This window comes from Prosthecobacter sp. (assembly GCF_044222565.1).
Taxonomy (GTDB): Bacteria; Verrucomicrobiota; Verrucomicrobiia; order Verrucomicrobiales; family Verrucomicrobiaceae; genus Prosthecobacter.
The window spans coordinates 56910-74603 of the sequence record NZ_JBGANA010000025.1; the positions used below are offsets into that span (position 1 = coordinate 56910).

General features: G+C 60.1%; 6 protein-coding genes and 1 pseudogene. All 7 read right to left on the bottom strand.

All coding sequences use genetic code 11. The features are described 5' to 3' along the window. Positions 1-10: 10 nt before the first annotated feature. The 7 genes and pseudogenes from ACILSR_RS27030 to ACILSR_RS27060 all read right to left on the bottom strand — a co-directional run bounded on the left by ACILSR_RS27030 (position 11) and on the right by ACILSR_RS27060 (position 17668). Positions 11-3589: a CHAT domain-containing protein gene (locus ACILSR_RS27030; protein ID WP_395752970.1), complete on the bottom strand. Its 3579-nt coding sequence runs from the start codon at positions 3587-3589 to the stop codon at positions 11-13. Between the two features lie 150 nt (positions 3590-3739). Next, positions 3740-3919 (bottom strand): annotated as a pseudogene (locus ACILSR_RS27035) (CpXC domain-containing protein); the annotation flags it as partial. A gap of 76 nt (positions 3920-3995) precedes the next feature. Then, the gene (locus tag ACILSR_RS27040; RefSeq protein WP_395752936.1) at positions 3996-6878 is read right to left on the bottom strand and encodes a hypothetical protein; all 2883 of its coding nucleotides are present in this window, start codon (positions 6876-6878) and stop codon (positions 3996-3998) included. A 21-nt stretch (positions 6879-6899) separates the two neighbouring features. Further along, the gene (locus tag ACILSR_RS27045; protein ID WP_395752937.1) at positions 6900-8459 is read right to left on the bottom strand and encodes a CHAT domain-containing protein; all 1560 of its coding nucleotides are present in this window, start codon (positions 8457-8459) and stop codon (positions 6900-6902) included. A gap of 156 nt (positions 8460-8615) precedes the next feature. Further along, positions 8616-10712 carry a CHAT domain-containing protein gene (locus ACILSR_RS27050; RefSeq protein WP_395752938.1) on the bottom strand — a complete coding sequence of 699 codons (2097 nt, stop codon included), beginning with the start codon at positions 10710-10712 and terminating at the stop codon, positions 8616-8618. Positions 10713-10748: 36 nt separating this feature from the next. Next, positions 10749-15446: a CHAT domain-containing protein gene (locus ACILSR_RS27055; protein WP_395752939.1), complete on the bottom strand. Its 4698-nt coding sequence runs from the start codon at positions 15444-15446 to the stop codon at positions 10749-10751. Between the two features lie 56 nt (positions 15447-15502). Continuing rightward, on the bottom strand, positions 15503-17668 hold the full coding sequence (locus ACILSR_RS27060; protein WP_395752940.1) for a S8 family peptidase: 2166 nt from the start codon (positions 17666-17668) through the stop codon (positions 15503-15505). Positions 17669-17694 lie beyond the last annotated feature (26 nt).

Consider the following 17694-nt stretch of genomic DNA (forward strand, 5'->3'; position numbering starts at 1 on the left):
GGATATTGGTTCAGCTGCCAGAATGGACAAAGCCAGCCCAGTAAAAAGGAGCGGCGAAAGGACACTGGTCCGGCGCCATGGATTCAAACTCATCGAGAAAAAAAGTGGGCTCCAGATCGATGTCATCGCCCACACCTGCAGCGGTTGCTGCCGATTCAAAAGCCCTGCTCAGGCTCTCCCAGCGTGGCATCTCGTTTGTAATCAATTCATGCACAGTCAGCTCGCGCAGCCAGCGGGCCGCGCCGTTGAGCGCTCTGGCAGATGCGGATGCCACCACGGGTGCCGGTTCGGAAAGAACTGCCGGGACCGAGTCCGATGCGGCGAACAGGATCTCATAGAACTTGTCCATGAACAGCGCCGTGGCCAGGTCCTCCACAGGCCAGAGTGTGCTAACGACGGCTGCGGCGCCTGCTTCAATGAAGGCGGCCGGGAAGCCCACGAGTTCATCGGGGAGCTTGCCGATGTCGATCATCCCAGTCTCGCAGGCTGAGAGAACCACCAGCTGCATCCTTTGAAAGTCGCACCGGGTGAAATCCTTCAGAAGCAGATCATGGCCGTCGGAGAGCTTGATGGTCGAATCCATGGGGCTTTCCAGCACAAACTCCCCGTGAGAAGCCACGTGCAGATGGGTGGCCTCACCCGTGCTCTGGCGGATTTCATCGAGTGTGTTCTTTATCAGGTAACGGCCGCCCCTGCCGGTACACCGTGCCGCAGCCATAAACAGTTCCGCAGCGGCAAAAGGAATGTCAGGTGAACCTTCCGCCCCCACCCCCAGAAGCACAGGGGCAGCCGTGGCATGCAATGGCCGTGAGCGCTGGCAGCAGGCCAGCAGCAGCCGGCAGGAGAGTCCGTATGAGACCGTCAGTTCAGCACACAGTGGCGTTACGCGCATGTCCTGGTCCGTTTTTTCTATTGTTTCATTCACCTCATCTTCTGCGTGCCCTCGATCCACAGCGGTATTCGCAGATGAATCCGCAGGCACCACATACGCGGCATGCAGCGGCAGAAGAGACAGACTTCCCATGGGAATGAGGTGCAGCGCCTTGGTGCCGAGCTGACGGAGCAGTGGCATGGCAGGATGCAAAAACGCCTGTCCGAGCTGTCTCTGAATGTCCTCCAGCAAATCATTCATCTCTTCCTGATTTTCGCTGCCGTACCGGGTGCCTTCGAGATACGACAGGCAGTTATCACCGCCATGGATCATCTGCTTCAGAGACGCTGAGGTGAAGCCGTCGTCGAAAAACGGAACCGCATGCACCCTGCCCCGGGCATCTGCGTGCAGGATGATGGTGGCGCTGCCCATGGAGGTGCTGAAGCAGTAGACGACAGGAGCACCGGCTGAAACAGCCGCTGTCTCGAGATCGATCCAGGACACTGCTTTGAAAAGCCTCGCGACTTCGGGAATTTGGCAGAGCTGCTGCATGGCCTGGTCCAAATTCTGCCTTACGTGGGCCAAATCCTGCTGCCGTATGGGCGGGGCCGCCAGAGAGGGATTCCAGGCACGGCCAAACTGATCCAGACACTGCAGGCTGGCGTGCGCCCTCTGAAACTCCTGCACTACAGCTGCGTGACGTGGATCTGCCGCCAGCCGCGCTATTTCATCTGCGCCGAGTTCAAAAGACAGCGCCCGTGCACGCCCTTGCTCCAGGCTCACCAGTGCATCCGCCGCGCGTCCCAGCCGGGCCTGCGCATAGGCTGCGTGGTAATAAAGTTCGCCGACAGAGAGCAGCGTGGCATCCCGCCCTTCCCCGAGAAGCTGCCGTTCGTAGAGACAGCCAGCTCTGCGTATTCCTTCCTCCAGTATCGCGGCAGCAGCAGGCCAGTCTTTCTCGGCGAGATAGAGACTCCCCAGATGAAGGCAGGCAATGACCGCAGGTAGGAAGCCACTGTCAACCGCCCGCGCGGCGAGCACCTCAAGCCCATGAGTGATGGCACTGGAACGATCCAGCGGATCTTTTGCATGGATGTACCGCTCATGGAAGGTGCCTGCCAGATTGGACTTGGTAGTGGCCCAAAGGTCGGAACCTGGTTCAGCGGCCTCCAGACCGTGAACCGCCAGACGGATGGCCACGTCCAAATCTTCGACATTGTGCCCACGGTGGTAGCGAGAGCTCAAAGGGCCTAAAAATCCTGCAAGGATGGTCGCCCATATTTCTGAATCTGGCGTGGCTGCATCCAGCGCATGCGTCAGATTCAAAATGGCCTGGTCAAGATCCCCCGGCGGACCATGATGCTGAAAGCGGGAAAAATAGCCGTTTCCCAGATTGTACAGCAGATTGCACCAAAGAAATTCATCGGGAACACCGGAGCTTTTGACCTGTTCGAGCGCTGCGATCCCCTCGTCTGCATCCCGCGGGTTTTGCAGAGCATTGAACCGCGACATCAAGACCAGGCCACGAATGCCGAGCACACCTGTATCCTCGGGAGAGGCCTCCAGGGCGACATCACACGCGTCCAGCGCCAGTTCAAGATCTGTGATGTCGCCCAGCGCTGCGTACCGGCGCTGCAGCAGCATCGCATGAGTGCCATTCATCGTGTGCCAGTCTCCAGTTCCAGGCGTGGTGATAGCCAGAGCCTTCTCAATCCAGACCATCGCCTCGGTGAGATCAACGAGGTCACCGGTCCTCCCGTGACGATCTCGCAGGGCCAGCGCCAAATTGGCAAAGTGGGATCCCGCACCTTCGAACACCTCTGGCAGAACTTCGAGAACACGCTTTAAGTCGGCGATGATTTCATCCAGCATGGGCTCATTACCCGGCTCGCCATAAAGTCCCATTCCCGCCAGAAACTTGATGTTGAGCAACCCCATTTCGAGCATGGGCGACTCCTTCAACTCAGGCATCTGGCCCACCTTCCGCGCGATCTCCCACTGGGCACGCGCTAGAACGCCGCTGGGATCATATGCGGTCAGGTTCATCAGCATCGTGATCTCGATCATCGGCTGCATCAATGCGGCCGGGATGGGATCTCCTGGGGAGGCTTCGGCGGACGTTAGGGCGCCTGCCGCCAGCGGATCGGTGTTACCTGTCTGCTCCGCCACACGGGTCGTGTTCTTCTCAGTATCCAACGAAGCCTCTCCCAGCGTGCCCAGCTTGACCCGCCCCTGCCGCAGCAGCCGGGAAATGAGCAGCCTGGCATCCTCAGGCACCCACTGAAAACGTTCGATGGATTCATGCACTCCCTCCTCCTGGGGCAGGCCCAGTTCCTTCTGGTTTTCTTTTTTGCTGCACTCGCGAATGATCTCTAGTTTGAAGCGGATCTGCGCGGCACGTTCATCGTCTCCCAGCATCTCGGCATGGGACAACCACTTCTCAGCCAGCTGCACACATTCGTCGGTGAGATAGTATGGAGAGGTGGCAAGCATCACAAAGGTTTCCCGATGCGACGGCGCACGGTCGATAAAATCCCTCAGCCATGACCGCAGGCTTGGCCAGCTGGGCAGTTCAACCTCATCTTCATCCGCGTCATCCGCGTCATCCTCATCGTCTTCTTCGGTCTCATCGGCATTGAAGTCATTGCTCGGATCTGAAGCTGCAGGATCGTTCAGCCTGCGTGCAAATTCCTGTCTGGAGGCCAGATCACACGGCATGCTTCCCCATGACAGAGGGAGGTGGCGCTGAAGGACAAAACTCAACTCCGCCAGCTGCCGGTTGATGGCCTCTGAACCTTGCAGGTGAAGATTCAAAGTGGGCAGAAAGGTCGGCGGTTTTTCAATGTCCTCTGGGAAAACAAGGACCGGATGATCAAGATAGATGCTCTTGCCGCATCCTGGGCAACTGGGCTGGCTGAATGTTCCGTTTGCCAGCGTGAGCCTGAGCTCGGGCTCCGTGCCGAGATTGACCAGCAGCCATTGGAAGGTTTTAAACTCCCTCCCGCATAAAGGACAGGTGACGTTTACTTGATGTCCGATTGATCTCATAAAAAGCAGCCGTTTGAGCCATTGGTATTGCAGTCTTCAACCTCCTTGTTGACACATCGGGAGGTGTCTTATTTGCTCAGAGCTTCTTGAACTTGATCCACACCGCATGGGGTTCCGTTATCATGTCATTGTCCCCCAGGACTTCGAGGATCTTGACGCGGTCGCCTTTGCGCAGAAGGTCGATGACCTTGCCCTGGGACCAGTGGTTGTTCTCGCCTTTTTTGACTTCATCACGCACGTTCATGATCGCTTCAGCCTCGGCCTCAAGACCCACCGTGGGAATGGCGCCGCGCACCCCGGGTTTGGGCGCGAAGGACTGCGCGCGCAGTTGGGGTTTCTCTCCCTTGGAGTTGAGATCCAGCCAGCCGTACAGACACCATCCGGTGGCCCCGGCTGTCTCTGGTGGCGGACCGTCATTGTCTTTCTGGAAGTCATAGAGAATGACGGTGCCGTCCTGGCTGCCGGTGGCGATCTGCGTGCCAGCGTCATTGAAGGTGACTGCGGTGAGGGGGGCGGTGTGGCCTGTCAGAGTGTGGCGCGCTTCCGTTTCGCCCTCAAACCAGACCTTCGCGGTTGAGTCGGCACTGCCGGTCAGCATGATTCTGCCACTCGGATGATAGGCGACCAGATAGACCGCATCCTGATGCCCCTTCAACTCGCGGAGCAGCTTGCCCGTGCGTGCGTCCCAGATTTTCGTGGTCTGACCGCCCGTGGCGCAAGCGACACGGCTGCCATCTGGGGAGAAGACGGCCTGAAACAAGGGGCCGGAAAGGCCGCCCGCCCAGATCAGCGGGGGATTGCCGCTGCTGCCGGGAGTTGGAGACCAGACAGCCACCGTTTTATCCAAGGAGCTGGTCAGAATCTGGTCTCCCCGTGGATTGAACCAGGCGCTTCTCACCGGCCCCTCGCGCGGCAGGCGCAGCGGATCAGCGTCGCTGCCGACCGTCCAGACCATCGCGGCATTGCCCTCCAGCGCGCCGACCACACGTGTGGCATCGCTGTTGAAGGCGGCACCGTTGATCAATGAACCCGCAGGTCTGAACTTCTGAATGGCCTCGCGGGTCAGCGGATTCCAAATTTGCACGGTCTTGTCGGCGCTGGAAGACAGCACCTTGGACCCATCGGCACTGAATGATATGCTGGTGACGGAGTCTCGGTGACCTTCATAGATCTCGGTTCTGCCTTGGCTGAGGTCTCGCAGTCGCACGGTCGATCCCCGGCTGCCAATCGCCAGCCAGCGCCCTTCCTTGTCAGGGCTGAAGGCCAGGCAATTGACCCCATCCTTGCTGCTGCCCGTGATGGGCTGGGTGAAGGGTTCCCCCTTCGGAGTCCAGACACGCACTTCCGTGTCTTCTCCCGCGGTGGCCAGCTTGCTGCCATCCCTGGCAAAGGTGAGTGCGGTGATGGGCAGGCGATGGCCTTCCAGCACCTTGACCAGACTGGGCTGCGGGTCCTTCGCCTCCTTCTGAGCTTCCTGTGTGGCACTGCCGGTGGCTTCATCCAGCTTGGCTGTGGTGGCCGCGCTGTTTTTTGCCAGGTCCAGGCTCTCCTTCAAGTTCTTCTTCAATTTGCTGGCCGTCTTGTCGAATAGCTTCAGGCCCTCATCGTTCAGGCTGCTGGCCAGCGCTGCCCTCAGAGCCACGAATTCTTCAGCGGCCTTGCTGAAATTTTCAACGATGGCCCGCATTTCTGCCGCAGCCTGATTGGTGGCATCCAGTTGCGCACGCAGGAGCAGCTCCCGCTCCCGGGCTTCCTTTGCAGCGTCCGCCCTAGCCTTCTCTGCATCCGTCCTCGCCGCTACCGCTAGTTTCTGAGCCTGGATTGCGAGCTCCTTTTGTTGCTTCTCCGCATCCAACGCTTTCGTGGCCAAATCCGTTTGTCGCTTCGCCTCCGTCTCCGCTGCTGACGCCGCCTGAGCCTTCTCTGTCGCAACATCGGCCGATTTAATGGCTCGATCCTCAGCCTCCCTGGCATCTCTCTCGGCCACCCTAGCGTACTCCATTTGCACTATGAGGGCTGCCACCAGTCCTATCAAAATCACCACCAGCACCGTCAGCACGGTGATGGCCTGCCACATGCGCTTGGATTTTTGCTGGATTTTGAGCAGCGAGGCGTCCTGGCTCTGGCGGAGGAAGTCCTTCTCTGCGTCGGTGAGGTCGGCGTAGTCCGCCGCCAGGTCCAGCATGGCCCCTTTGTCCAGCAAAGCCTCCGCCGGTCTGCCGGACCGATCCCATCCGGCGACCATCTCTCGCAGAGACCGGCGTTCAGTCACCACCTGGGCCAGCGTTTTCCAATGCTGCAGCAGGTTCTCATCGGCCAGGATGTACGCAGTATCCGGCCCGGCGGTGGACGCCTCGGTCTTCAGCAGGCCGCGCTCCCTCAGTTTGTCCACCAGCCCGGTCAGGGCCGGTTCACCGAGCATTTTGTCTGACTTTTGCAACTGGGCCCGCCGGGGTTCATGCCTGACCTCTCCCAAAGTGAAAAGCCGCAGCAGGAGAAGGCGCAGCCATGGCTGGTCCGCACTGGACAGCGCCTTTTCAAACGCGAACACCTCGGCCTTGAGGCGAGTCTGCGCGCGCGCGCGGTTTTCTACCTCGCTATCTGTCGGAGGACTCGACTTCGATGTTTGAAACCCCTCCAGACTGAGGCCGTCGTCCAGATTGTCGTCCAGATTCAGACTTCCAAGGTCGTTCGCGGCCGCGCGGTCGGCCATCACCAAGATGCCATACCAATAGTCAATCATGCCCTGGAGGGCGTCGCGTGCGTCAGCCGCAGCCACGTGTCTGCCGGTCGCCCGTGCCAGGAAAATGAACTGCCTGATCTCGGCGCTTTGCGGACGTCCGTTGGCAGTGTCCGAGCGCTGGCGGCGAAGCAGATCCGTATGGGCACGACGCGCCGCCGAAAGCGAGGCGAAGCCCTCGATGGAGCCTGTGACAGGTGCAGAAGAGTCAGCTGGCATGATGAATGGTGGGGCTGGAGATTAGGCTGGAGACGATGGCAAAAAGGGATCGAGGGGCCGGCCCAGTTCGGAAATCTGGTCAGCGCGGGTCAGGAGATCGTTGTCCACTTCAAAAAACTGCTTGCGGATGTCGCGGCAAAGGCGCTCGTATTTGGAGGAGACCTTGGACCATAGACCGCCGTCAACAGCGTCCGCAGTCTCCTTCAACTGGGCGGACAACCGGGTGGCCCAGTCAATGCCTCCGGCGAGGTTGGCCAGTCTCTGCACCTCCTGTTTGATCTGCAGCCATTGTTCCAGGAAAAGTTCCCTCCCCCCCTCATCCGCTGCCACAAGAAGGGCGCTCTCCGCATCCCAAAGACTCCTGTCAATGGCCTGCCATTCACCATGCAGCTGGGTATGCTCATTGAGCGCCCTGCCGACAGACTCACAGGCCGCCTGCCCGGCCAGCAGGCCTTTCTGGGTGGCCTGGGGCAGTTCTGGAATGGTGCTGATGGCCTGAAACAACGTTCCCAACCGGCTCAGGTCCATGGCCTCTGCATTTTGCGTGAGCAGCGAGTTGATGCGTGGCAGATGCCGGCGCAACTGCGCGCCGATTTCTCCGCAGGCATCCCTGGCCCGTTTGGAGTCCTGTTCCGCCGCTTTTGCCGCCGCCACATGACCGCCAAGCCCCTTCAGCATTTTTAATTCACGCAGGCGCAGCGTCGAGGCTGCCGGCAGAGCTTCGATGGCGGCCTGAGCCTCCAGTAAAATATCTTCCATGAGGCGAACCGCCGGATCATAGAGGTTGAAGACGTCGTCATCAGACAAGTCGGCGCGCGCCGCTTTGGCAGCCGTGGGGTACTGGAGCTGGACCTTGTGAAGGTGATCGTGCAGCTGCTTGCAAATCTTGAACTCATCCAGTAGCGCATGCAGCATCTGCAGTTCCTGCCGGCTGTCCTCGATCTGTTTTTTTACCGCTTTGTTTTGCCCCATCAACTTTTCCAAATTGCCCAGCCAGTCCTTGATCTTGGAGATCTCACTTGGAAAAAAAGCCGGAGTGTCCGGCTCTGGAACCCCCGCCGCCGTCATGATCGCGATCGAGGCCTGCAGGGCGCCACGCGGCGAGTTGCCAAGAAACAGTCCGCGGTAGAAGGCCTTGGCAAACTTCCCCGCCACCTCATCCAGCACATCCCACTGCATGGCGATGGTGTCCGGACCTTTTTTAGCGATCACCTCGGCCTGTGCCACGGTCGAGCATGCGTTCAACACCATGAGCCGCACGGGCGCCATCAGTTCTTCGGCGGCCAGCAGCGCATCCAGGGCCTGGCGGGTGAACAACGCCGTCGCGCCGTTTTCGGTCTCAAACACCAGGCCGGATTTGCCGGTGCCATGGCCGCTGAAATGAACGATGGTGGGCCGCTCGGCCTGGATGGCGCGCACCAGTTCCTCCGGCTGGGCCGCCAGCCGGGCCACCACGGTGGCCTTGTCCAGGACAGCCTCGACGATGGCGCCATGCTCCACTAAAGATCCGATCGCGTCCTGGTCGGTCGGCGCGGCTGTGATGAACAAAATTTTGGATCCGGGAGCAAGCCATTCACTCATAAAACAAGCGGGATGATATAGGAATGCATGAGCGAGTGAAGAATAAAATGCCTAAAGATGGACTTTATGGAAGCAGTCGGCTCCGAAGAGACGCGCAAAGATTTGCCCGTTCCTGACGGATCATCGATTGCGCGGACGATTTGTTCAAATCTTCCCTCAGCGGCGGCCACTGGCAGGCTTGGACTCGGCGACAGCGACTGGCGGCAGTTTTAGCACAAAGGAGGGATCGCCGTAGAAGCAGTAAGCGGCATAGCTGTCTTTGCCCTCGCTTGCACCTTTGTCATAGGTGCGGGCGCGCAGATTCTGTAAGATCTCAGCCACGGGACGTGGCCTGCCGCCGCTTTTGGCATCGTCCTTCACGGCCTGGTAAATGACGGTCGCCACATCGTGCGCGCATTCGTCTTCCACGCTCCACAGCGGTGCGATCACAGCGCTGGCTCCGATTGCGACAAAGGTGCGCGGAAACCCGCCGGAGCCGACAAGGGCGGGTAGAGAGCGCCCCACTTCGCAGGCATTGAAGAACACCAGAGGCCGCGTCTTGCGGAAGCCCTCTCGAAAGCCGTCGAGACCTACAACTTCGGTGGTGCTGAGCGTCTCGTCGCCCTCCAGATAGATCGTTTCGTCATCCGCTTCTGCGGTGACAGCGCCGTGGCCGACGAAATGGAAAAGGGATGTTAATTCCGCACCAATGCGGCTGCTCAGCGCGTCGAAAGTCGCGGGCTTAAATGCCGTGCCGCCAAACTGCCTGCGCACAAAAGCCGCTTCGGTTTTGGCACTGGCCAGAACCGCCTGGCTGGTACCCGCATAATCCGGCGCCAGGACAAAGGCACCGCTTAATGTCACCGATCCTGGCGGTGAGGCATGTCCTTCATGCACCCAACGGCCCATGGCATACTCGACGCCCAGCGGCCTCCATTTGCGACCATCATCATCAGCGCCGCGCGGATTCGGCACCATCAATTCCCATGGGATGTGCGGCTCTTCGGACATGATGTAGATGCTGCGGAGCGGCGCTTTCTTGCGCAGCAGCTCCCAAAATGCTTCGCGAAAATGCTCAGGGGCTGCATCGAAAAGATTTCTGCCCGCACCCACCAGATTGGCGAGCCGCTTTTGACTGCTCTGGCCATCTTTGACAAAGTTTGCCAGCATGCTGCGCACCAGGGCACCGGCCGCCTCACGCAGCTTCCATGGTTTGGCGACTCCGCCCTTGAACGCATCCAGCAGCGGCGAGGCAACCTTCACCACATAACGATCCGCCTCGCCATCCGGACAGGTGACGACAATCGTCAGGTCTGGGGGCGGTGGTGGTTCGCTCTCGATGCTCACGCGCCCATTGAAATCACGCTTTCGGCTGTTCTCCGCATCGGTCAACTTGGTACCAGCCGCGCCGACCAGAATAGTGCGTGTCACCCTACCGCACGGCCTGCCTTGGTAGGAAAAGGACGCTGTCAGTGCGGCCAGTCTGCCAGCCTGGGCATCGTCCGCTACTCGGACGCGAAACCTCGCACTGGAAGATCTGGGCTCAGCGCGCTTGATCACCATGAGCCGCAGGCATTCTCCGACCAAGGTGAACTCCGCAGAAGGTGCCAGCCAGACCGTGAGCGTGTATTCTTTTTCGGTGCCCGGCAAAGTGATGCCTTCTGTCTCCTCGCCCTCGGCAGGTGCTTGGTCATCAGCAAAGACCTCCACGTCAAACTCTGTCATGGGCGCAAACGGAGGTTTGGCAGAGAGTTCCATGTGCGGCGTCCGATGCAGTGGGCCAGGCGTGGCGTCCTGAGCGCTGGCGGTTGCCGCTTCCGCCTTGGGACGGCCACGTCGGACGGAATCGAAAGATGTGCGGGTCCCCCGGACTGATCCTCCAAGCACCGGCGGTTTGGCAGACCTGCGCGCAGATGCAGCTACCATCCACACACCATCGAAATGGCTGTCAGCAGTCAGCACCACCGAAGGCTGGGCCGGTTGCGTGTCGCGGTCCGCTTTCGGCAGAGCCCGGTATTCATGGATGTCAAAGATGTCCTGGAAGGCTGCCTGCGTTTGCTGCGCGGCTGCAAGCTCATGGAATTCACGCGCCCGCTCCCTAAGAGTACGCGGCTCGAAAACATACCAGCCGCCGGTGAACAGCGCATGCAAGGCGATCACATCCAAGTCCCCGCGATCCCACTCTTCTGACTGGATGAAGGCGAGGAGCTGCGGGAAATCGCCGGATAAGGACAGGGAGCGCTCAGGTGGGATGAAGGTGAGTTCATTGCTCATGGGAATGGTGGGTTGCTAGAAGAGTGAGATAGGAGATCAGTTGCCTGCTTTGGTTTCTGCGGCTGTCTTTCGGGCATTACGAACGCGTGTGACCTTAGCCTCGTCTTCGAAGGTCAGCAGGGAGGCTTCATCGAACTGGCCAGCGGATAGGAAGGCCTCAAAAAGGTCCGACACCGTCTGCGTGGCGCCAGGAAAGACCGGACGTGTGGCGCGGTCTTCGAGGAACCAGCGGCAGAAGGCCAGTTCATCCGCATCGCCGGTGGCCGCGGCATAGGATTCGCGAAGCTTTTTCAGCAAGTAACCCCGCGGCTCCTCCGGCTCTGGAAGGGAGATGAGATTGCCATTGGCATCCGCATCCATGCCCGTGATCAAAGTCACCAGCTCCGTCAATCTCGTGAGATCCTTCGGCACGCCACGAGGAAAACCAACACAATACGTGACACGTTTTTGCTTCTGGTGGTGATCCATGACAAAGGTGACTTTGCCGTCCTGCCATTGGAGATCGGAAATGGTTAGTCCATCCGAAAATGAGGTGGCAAATCCGACGCACCCAAGCACGTCGGACATGGGCAGGCGGCGGCGCCAGTCCCAGAGAAGGAGGTGTCCCTTGCGGTCAACCAGACACACGATCGACTCGTCCGCCCCAAAGCAAATGGCCGCCGCCTCCTCGAACCCGCCCAGCCTGCCGTACATCGAGTCCGCGCCCAGGGCATCGCCCTTCACCAGGAGTTTGTAATCGCTGAGGTCCATCACATAGAGAGCCGCATCATTGGAGACGGCTCTGACCACCATCGCGAGAAACTTGCCATTGGGGGAGATTTTGGCAGATACGCAGTTTTCATCGAAAGCGAATCCAAAGTCAGCCACCATGGGGACTGGATTTTCTCCATCCTTCTGCAATTGCACACCGACGCGAAAAAAACCGTCCTTGGTTGCGTTGAAATGCGCCATGACATCCAGCCTGGGGGAGTCACGCCGGGCAACAAGTTTCGAGGTGACGTTTGGCTGCTCGGGTCGGTCTGGGCCTCTTGTGCCTAGCGTTTTAATCTCCGGCATGGCGGTGCCTTGGCGGGCATCGAAAATGGAGTAGTCGTCGAAAACGGCTTCGCTTAATTGATCCAGCGGCATCGGGTGCCGTTTGCGCCCGAGAAGCAACTGGTTCAGGCCAATGCCAAAGCCTTCCATGCGGGGCGTGATGGCGGCAGGGATCAAGGCATTCGGTGTCGAGACCAGAGTATCCATGCGAGCTAGAGCGATCCGGTCCGGTCCAAAAAGCACATGCAGATTCGTACCCGGCCAGCAGTAGGCCCGCCCGTCACTCACCCATTCAGATCCGGCTGGCTGTGCCCACATCTGCGACAGTTCCCAGTCACCTGTCTGGCTTATCTCGAGGGGGCGCAGATAACTGCCCCCTACTTCATCCCCCTTCGGGAAGACCATGACGGAGGTATCGTGGGTAAAAGCTGGTATAGCCAGAGCGTCCACTGTGACTGGCCGAAGCCCGCTGATGGCACGGAGGCTTAACGTTTGGAGATTCAGATCAAAGACCCGCAATTGAGTCTGCCGATCATACGGTCCCTTTCCAGTGACGACGTTGGTCGTCACCGCCACGCGTTTCCCATCCGGGTACGGATAGATGGCGAGCAGAGATTCCGGCAACGCGGCGCCCCCAAGGTTCGGAGTGCTTTCGACAAATTCCGTGCCGGCAAACCGCCAAACCAGAAGGTTGGTCATGTCCGGCGGCGGGTCAGGCCTGTCATCGTCCTCATCCCCTTTTTCCTCAGCCTTTTTTTCCTTTTCCTTTTCATCTGGAGGAGGAGTGGCCGGGATGATCACTGGAGGGACAGGGGCATTGAGCGCCATCAGCAGACCTTCAGAGGGGATGAACGCCAGTTCGCCGACAGTTCCCGGCACTTCCCTCTGAAACATCTTGCCCGTGTCCAGGTCCACCACCTGCAGCGTACTCTTCTGATAGTCGTTTTTACAGTCGGCGAGCCATCTGCCGTCCGCCGTCAGTTTCGCCCTGCTACTGGGACGAAAATCCGCAAGGCCTTTCGCCGCGAGAAAGGCATTCAGTTCATGGGTCATCTTGCCGTCTTCACGCAGTTCGCGAAACTCCGCCAAATTCCCATCCGCCAGCAAGCGGGCCGTACCCGTCTTCGAGACTCCGAGTTGAAATCCAGTCCCGGAGGAAATCGTATCAAGACCCTTCACCGGTCCAAAGAGTGGCAGGGCAAAGTTGCGCTGCGTCATCAGCCCATAGAGACGATCGGCAGCCAGCCGGTTTTGCGGCCATATCCGCAAGGAGTGCAGCAGATACGCTGACGCTTCCCGTTCCTTGTTGTTCACCATCGAGCGCAGCGCTGTCCCATAACTCTCCAGCGAGCGCTGCTGTAAATTTTCCAAAGCTCTCGCCTTTTCCCGGCTCAAGGCGAGCAGGGTCAGACTAACAATAAGGATGAGCGCGGCTATCCCGCCGATTATCGCCATTTTGACAACCCGCTGCTGACGCCTCTCAGCCTCGTTACGGGCACTATCCGCCTCTTTACGAGCCCGATCAGCGGCCTCGCTCACCTCCAAGACCGCCGCCTCCGCTGCACCGCCCTGGCGCATGCCCTGCCGGCCGCCGCGCACCGTCGCGTAGTCCAGCTTCTCCAGAGCGGCCGCATCGCGGTTCTTGGTGATCCATGCCGCAAGTTGTTCATCCGCGACCTTGGCATCCGCGTTGTCTGGCAGATCCGCCTGCGCGGCGGCGTCCCGCACCCGCGTTTCCAGAATGCGCCGTGCTCTCTGGCCCGGCAGTTCCGACTTGTCAAAAGCCTCCCTGACCAAGGGCGCAAGGGAATCATGCGAGAGCCTGGTTACCCGTTGGACCGTATCGGTCGCACCCGCCGGCTGCACGAGAAGGCTCAAGGCGTCGAGGCCATTGAGCAGTGCTTCGAGAACAGCGCCCTCCACATGCTGATATGCCGCAGCCAGTTCTTTCCGGTTACGGCGTTCAGCCGTTCCCAAGGGCGTCGTGTGAAAGGCCAGAACATCAAGCGCCAGTCCGGTGCCGCACGCGCTTTTACCCATGTCCGCGCTCATGCCTGCACCCAGCTGCTCAAGCTGGCGGTACAAGAAGCTGCGCAGGCTCGTGCCACGCCGCTGCAGCGGCTCGTACAGGGCGAGGGTAAATCGTCGTTCGACATTCCCGGTCTGGGCTGCCTCCGCACCTGCCGCCTTCCAGAGGTCAAACAACAGCACCTCCAGCATGGGCGCGATGGCCGAGTCACGGTCCTTGAGCAAGTCATCCGCGATCCGTGCGGCCAGGCCAGCCTCAATGCGGTGCTGGTAATGGGCCTGCAGGCTTGCGTCATTCGCCGCACCTTCCACCGCCTCCACGATCCCGTCACGGTCCAGCGGAGCAAGAAACTGCGCACCGAAAGAGTTTGTCAGACTGCGCAGCCGTTTTTCGATCTCCGGATACCATTCCTTGCGGAAGCTCAGGATCAGTTTGCCGAGCGGCAATTGCACCGACTCGCCGAACAGAGGCACCAGGGCATTCAGAAAGTCCCGCCACTCCTGTTCAGGATCTTCGCGCGGCCGGGTAAAGGTTTCTTCTGCCTGATCGAGAATGACCAGCAGTGGCGCGCCACCTTCTTCGCAGGCACGCCAAAGCGTGGAGACATCCCCCTCACGCCCGGCTAGTTTTTGCAGCGCAGCCTGCAGGTCACCCGCCAGCCCCGCCCCCTTGCTGCGCCGAAGACAGATCACCTGATGACTGCCGCCTTTCGTTCGCTGTCGCACTCGAGGCAGCAGACCTGCTTCCAATAGCGAAGACTTGCCGGAGCCGCTGGGGCCGTGCAGCAGGACGATGCCGCGATGCGGATCTTCGATGGCCTGCCATAGCTCGCGAATGGCGCGCCCGCGGCCAAAGAAAATTTTCGCATCCGCCGCCTGAAACCAGGCAAGCACCCGAAACGGTGAGAGATCACGCGGCGGTGGTGCAAGGCCGGGTGGCAGAGGCGGCACGCCTAGCAGCGGATCATGAAGAGCCAGGCTCCACTGCCCTGCGCGTTCACCTTCAGGCCCTTCGGCTTTCAGCAGGCGCCAGGGCCACTCATGATTCTCCTCCAGGATCCGAATCTCTGTTTCACAGCCACGGAAGCGGTGGCCCTGGTCGTCCTTTTTACGGTAGGCTTCCTCCTTGGTGGCACTGTAGCGGGTGCGCATCTCACTGGCTGCGGCGTTGAATGATTCTGTGACAGTGCAGCCTGCAGCGAGACCGTTGTAAAACCTCGCTGCAAACAGGCTGGCCACCTCATCATTGATCGCGCGGGATGTGGCGATCACCGCCGGCACGCCCTTTTTTATGAGGGCGTCAGCGATCGGGCGCGTCGCACAGGCATTCAGAAACACCACTTGAAGCCCCTGCTGTGCGCCGAGGAACTCTGCAAGACCTTCACTGTCCGCCGGTGCAATCTGGCGTCCTGCTTGTTCAAGAATCAAGTCCTGCCCATCAGCATGGCCGGCAAAGTGCAACAGTGCGATTCTGCCTCTAACTTCTATCTTTTGAAATGCATCAAAGACTTCAGCCACTGTCGCACCGGGACAGTACCGCACGCTGCACGCCGGAAATTCCGGCGGCAGCACAGCTTCTATCGCTTTCTGTTCTTCCGTTAAATTGCGTAGAAATGAATCCTCGTCGGTGCGGTCGTTGGCAAAGGCGAAAAATAAGAAAGGCCTGCTCATAAAAAGACGCAATTACCCCACAATACCGCCGCGGCGGCCAACGAGATTCACTTTGATCAGGCGCGGTCCAGCAGATCTGCGAGCTGGGAGGAGACGGCGGAACGCAGCATGGCCGTGGCATCTTCCAGCTCCTGCGAAACTGCGGCTTTGGGTGCAGGCGCTGCCATGGCAGCGGCGCGGGCACTACGACGGCGGCTAGGGCGCGGTGCGTCAGCCAGGGGCGCAACTGCGGTGGATGGGGGCGGCTCCGCAGTTACCTGGCCCAGCATTTCGATCAGCGCCGGACGGTCAAAAAGATGGTAGGCCAGCTCACCGTCAAAGCGCTGCGCCTCGGCGGCTGGTGCAGATGCAGCAGCAGGGGCCGCCGCGCGTGCTCCGCGCCGGGCACCCGCACGTGCCACCGCAGCACGCCGCGGAGCAGGCGCGCGGGAGCCAAAGATCTTTAAAATGCCGCCGACGATGTTGCCAAACACCGCGTGATCTTTGCGTGGCCAGCCGGTGAGTGCGGCCTTTGACGGCAGAGGCGCAGCCAGCAGGGCCTCCGCATCCAGAATCCCCGGTCCCATCAGCGTGGTGTCCCAATTGGCCGGGCGGCGAAACGCCGTGGTGCGCAGGAGCTGCGCAAAGGCCATCGGGACATAGCGAGGGTGGCCATAATGCTCCGCCATGGCTTTGCGTCCGCCATGATGTGCCAGCCAGCAGGCGGCCGTACCTGCCACCGTCGGCGTGGCAAAGGAGGTGCCATTGCCGCGCCCCACCGTCGTGCCTTCGACGCCACCGGCAGACAGTGCGCCCTTGGTCGCCTCCGCCCGCCACACGTCCTGCGCCGCCGCAGCAATGTTGACCTCCGGCCCGCGGGAGGAACCTGTCCAGGTGACTTCTCTGCAGTTGCACCCCGCGACAGCGGTCACACGGTCAAGCGCTGCCGGCCAGACAACCAAATACGCCCAGTCATTGGAGCCGATGTAATTGCCGGCCGCAGTGCAGATGATGACGCCATCTTCCGATGCGCGCTCAACGATCTGATCTAAAAAATGGGTCCGCGATGGCGGCCCTCCCATGCTCATGGTGATCACATCACAACCGTCCGCATGCGCCTGCCTGATCCCCTCCGCGATGCGAACCGCATCAAAATGAACGACGGTTGGAGAGATACGATATGGGATGACCTTCGCCTTCGTGGCGCTGCCTGTCAGGCTTTTGCGGCCCACCAGGATGCTCATCGTACCCGTGCCATGGCCCGGATTGTTGCCAAAGCCGTCAATCATGGGATCCAGAGGCTTGGCACCCACCTGCGGATGATCGGGGTCATAAAGATTGCGACCTTTGCTGACTAGAATGCGCGGCTCATCAAGCGGCACTTCCACATGATGGGTGATGCCCGTGTCCAAGTGGCCGATCAAGACCCCTTCCCCCTTCTCCGCACGCTTATTTTTTTTGCTCAAATCCCAGGCTGCAGGCGCATTAATTAGGTCTAAATGCCAGGTCTCTCCTTTGGAGCAATCCAGGTGCGTCTCGCCGCCGGCGGAACGCCGAGCGATGCTGACCACGTCCGGCGGCGTGCCTCCGATCGTGGCAGGGGGGGGAGCCCACTCGATCTCCGGCTCCGCCCGCGCGATCGCCTTGTGCTCTTCCAATTGATGACTCCGTGTCCACGCCTCCGGCACGGAGAAGATCGCATCGGCATGGGTGGCACGGTAAGTATTCAGGTCAGGATCCAGTCGTGCCACCTTCCAGTCAGCTCCCAGGATCGCTTTGACCGCCTTGCGCAATTCCGCGTCACTGGCGGTCTCCGCATCCATGAGAAAACCGCGAACGCTGTTGCCGGGAGCACTGGCCTCCAGCATGGCCACCTCACGCTCACTGAGCTTCAGGTCCTTCATGCTCACGGTTGACGTTGCAGCGGCCGCGGCAACCAGACCATGCTGGGCGGCACGCGAGGCTGCTGCTGCACCTCGACCGCGTCTTTTATTGGTTGCGGCCGCACCCGCCTTCCCCAAGATCGCGTTCAGCACCGCCTCGATCAAACGCTGGCGCAGCGAGGAAGGCAGAACGCGTGCGGCGGGGTACTCGGTCAGCAGCGTCGTGTTAATGACTTCGACCAAATCCGTCCGCGCTTCAGAATCATTTGCCAGACGTTCGGCAAAGTCGGGCAGCAGCCGTTTGATGATGGATTGCAGTGGAGAGACAATGCGAGAAATGAGTTTGGGTTGTGTGCGCATCGGAGCTGGGAACTGATATTATTTTT

Excerpts from the sequence above, each read along its gene's own strand:
- ACILSR_RS27030 (WP_395752970.1), bottom strand. The coding sequence starts at position 3,589 with ATGCCGTGTGATCTGGCCTCCAGACAGGAATTTGCACGCAGGCTGAAC.
- ACILSR_RS27040 (WP_395752936.1), bottom strand. The coding sequence starts at position 6,878 with ATGCCAGCTGACTCTTCTGCACCTGTCACAGGCTCCATCGAGGGCTTC.
- ACILSR_RS27045 (WP_395752937.1), bottom strand. The coding sequence starts at position 8,459 with ATGAGTGAATGGCTTGCTCCCGGATCCAAAATTTTGTTCATCACAGCC.
- ACILSR_RS27050 (WP_395752938.1), bottom strand. The coding sequence starts at position 10,712 with ATGAGCAATGAACTCACCTTCATCCCACCTGAGCGCTCCCTGTCCTTA.
- ACILSR_RS27055 (WP_395752939.1), bottom strand. The coding sequence starts at position 15,446 with ATGAGCAGGCCTTTCTTATTTTTCGCCTTTGCCAACGACCGCACCGAC.
- ACILSR_RS27060 (WP_395752940.1), bottom strand. The coding sequence starts at position 17,668 with ATGCGCACACAACCCAAACTCATTTCTCGCATTGTCTCTCCACTGCAA.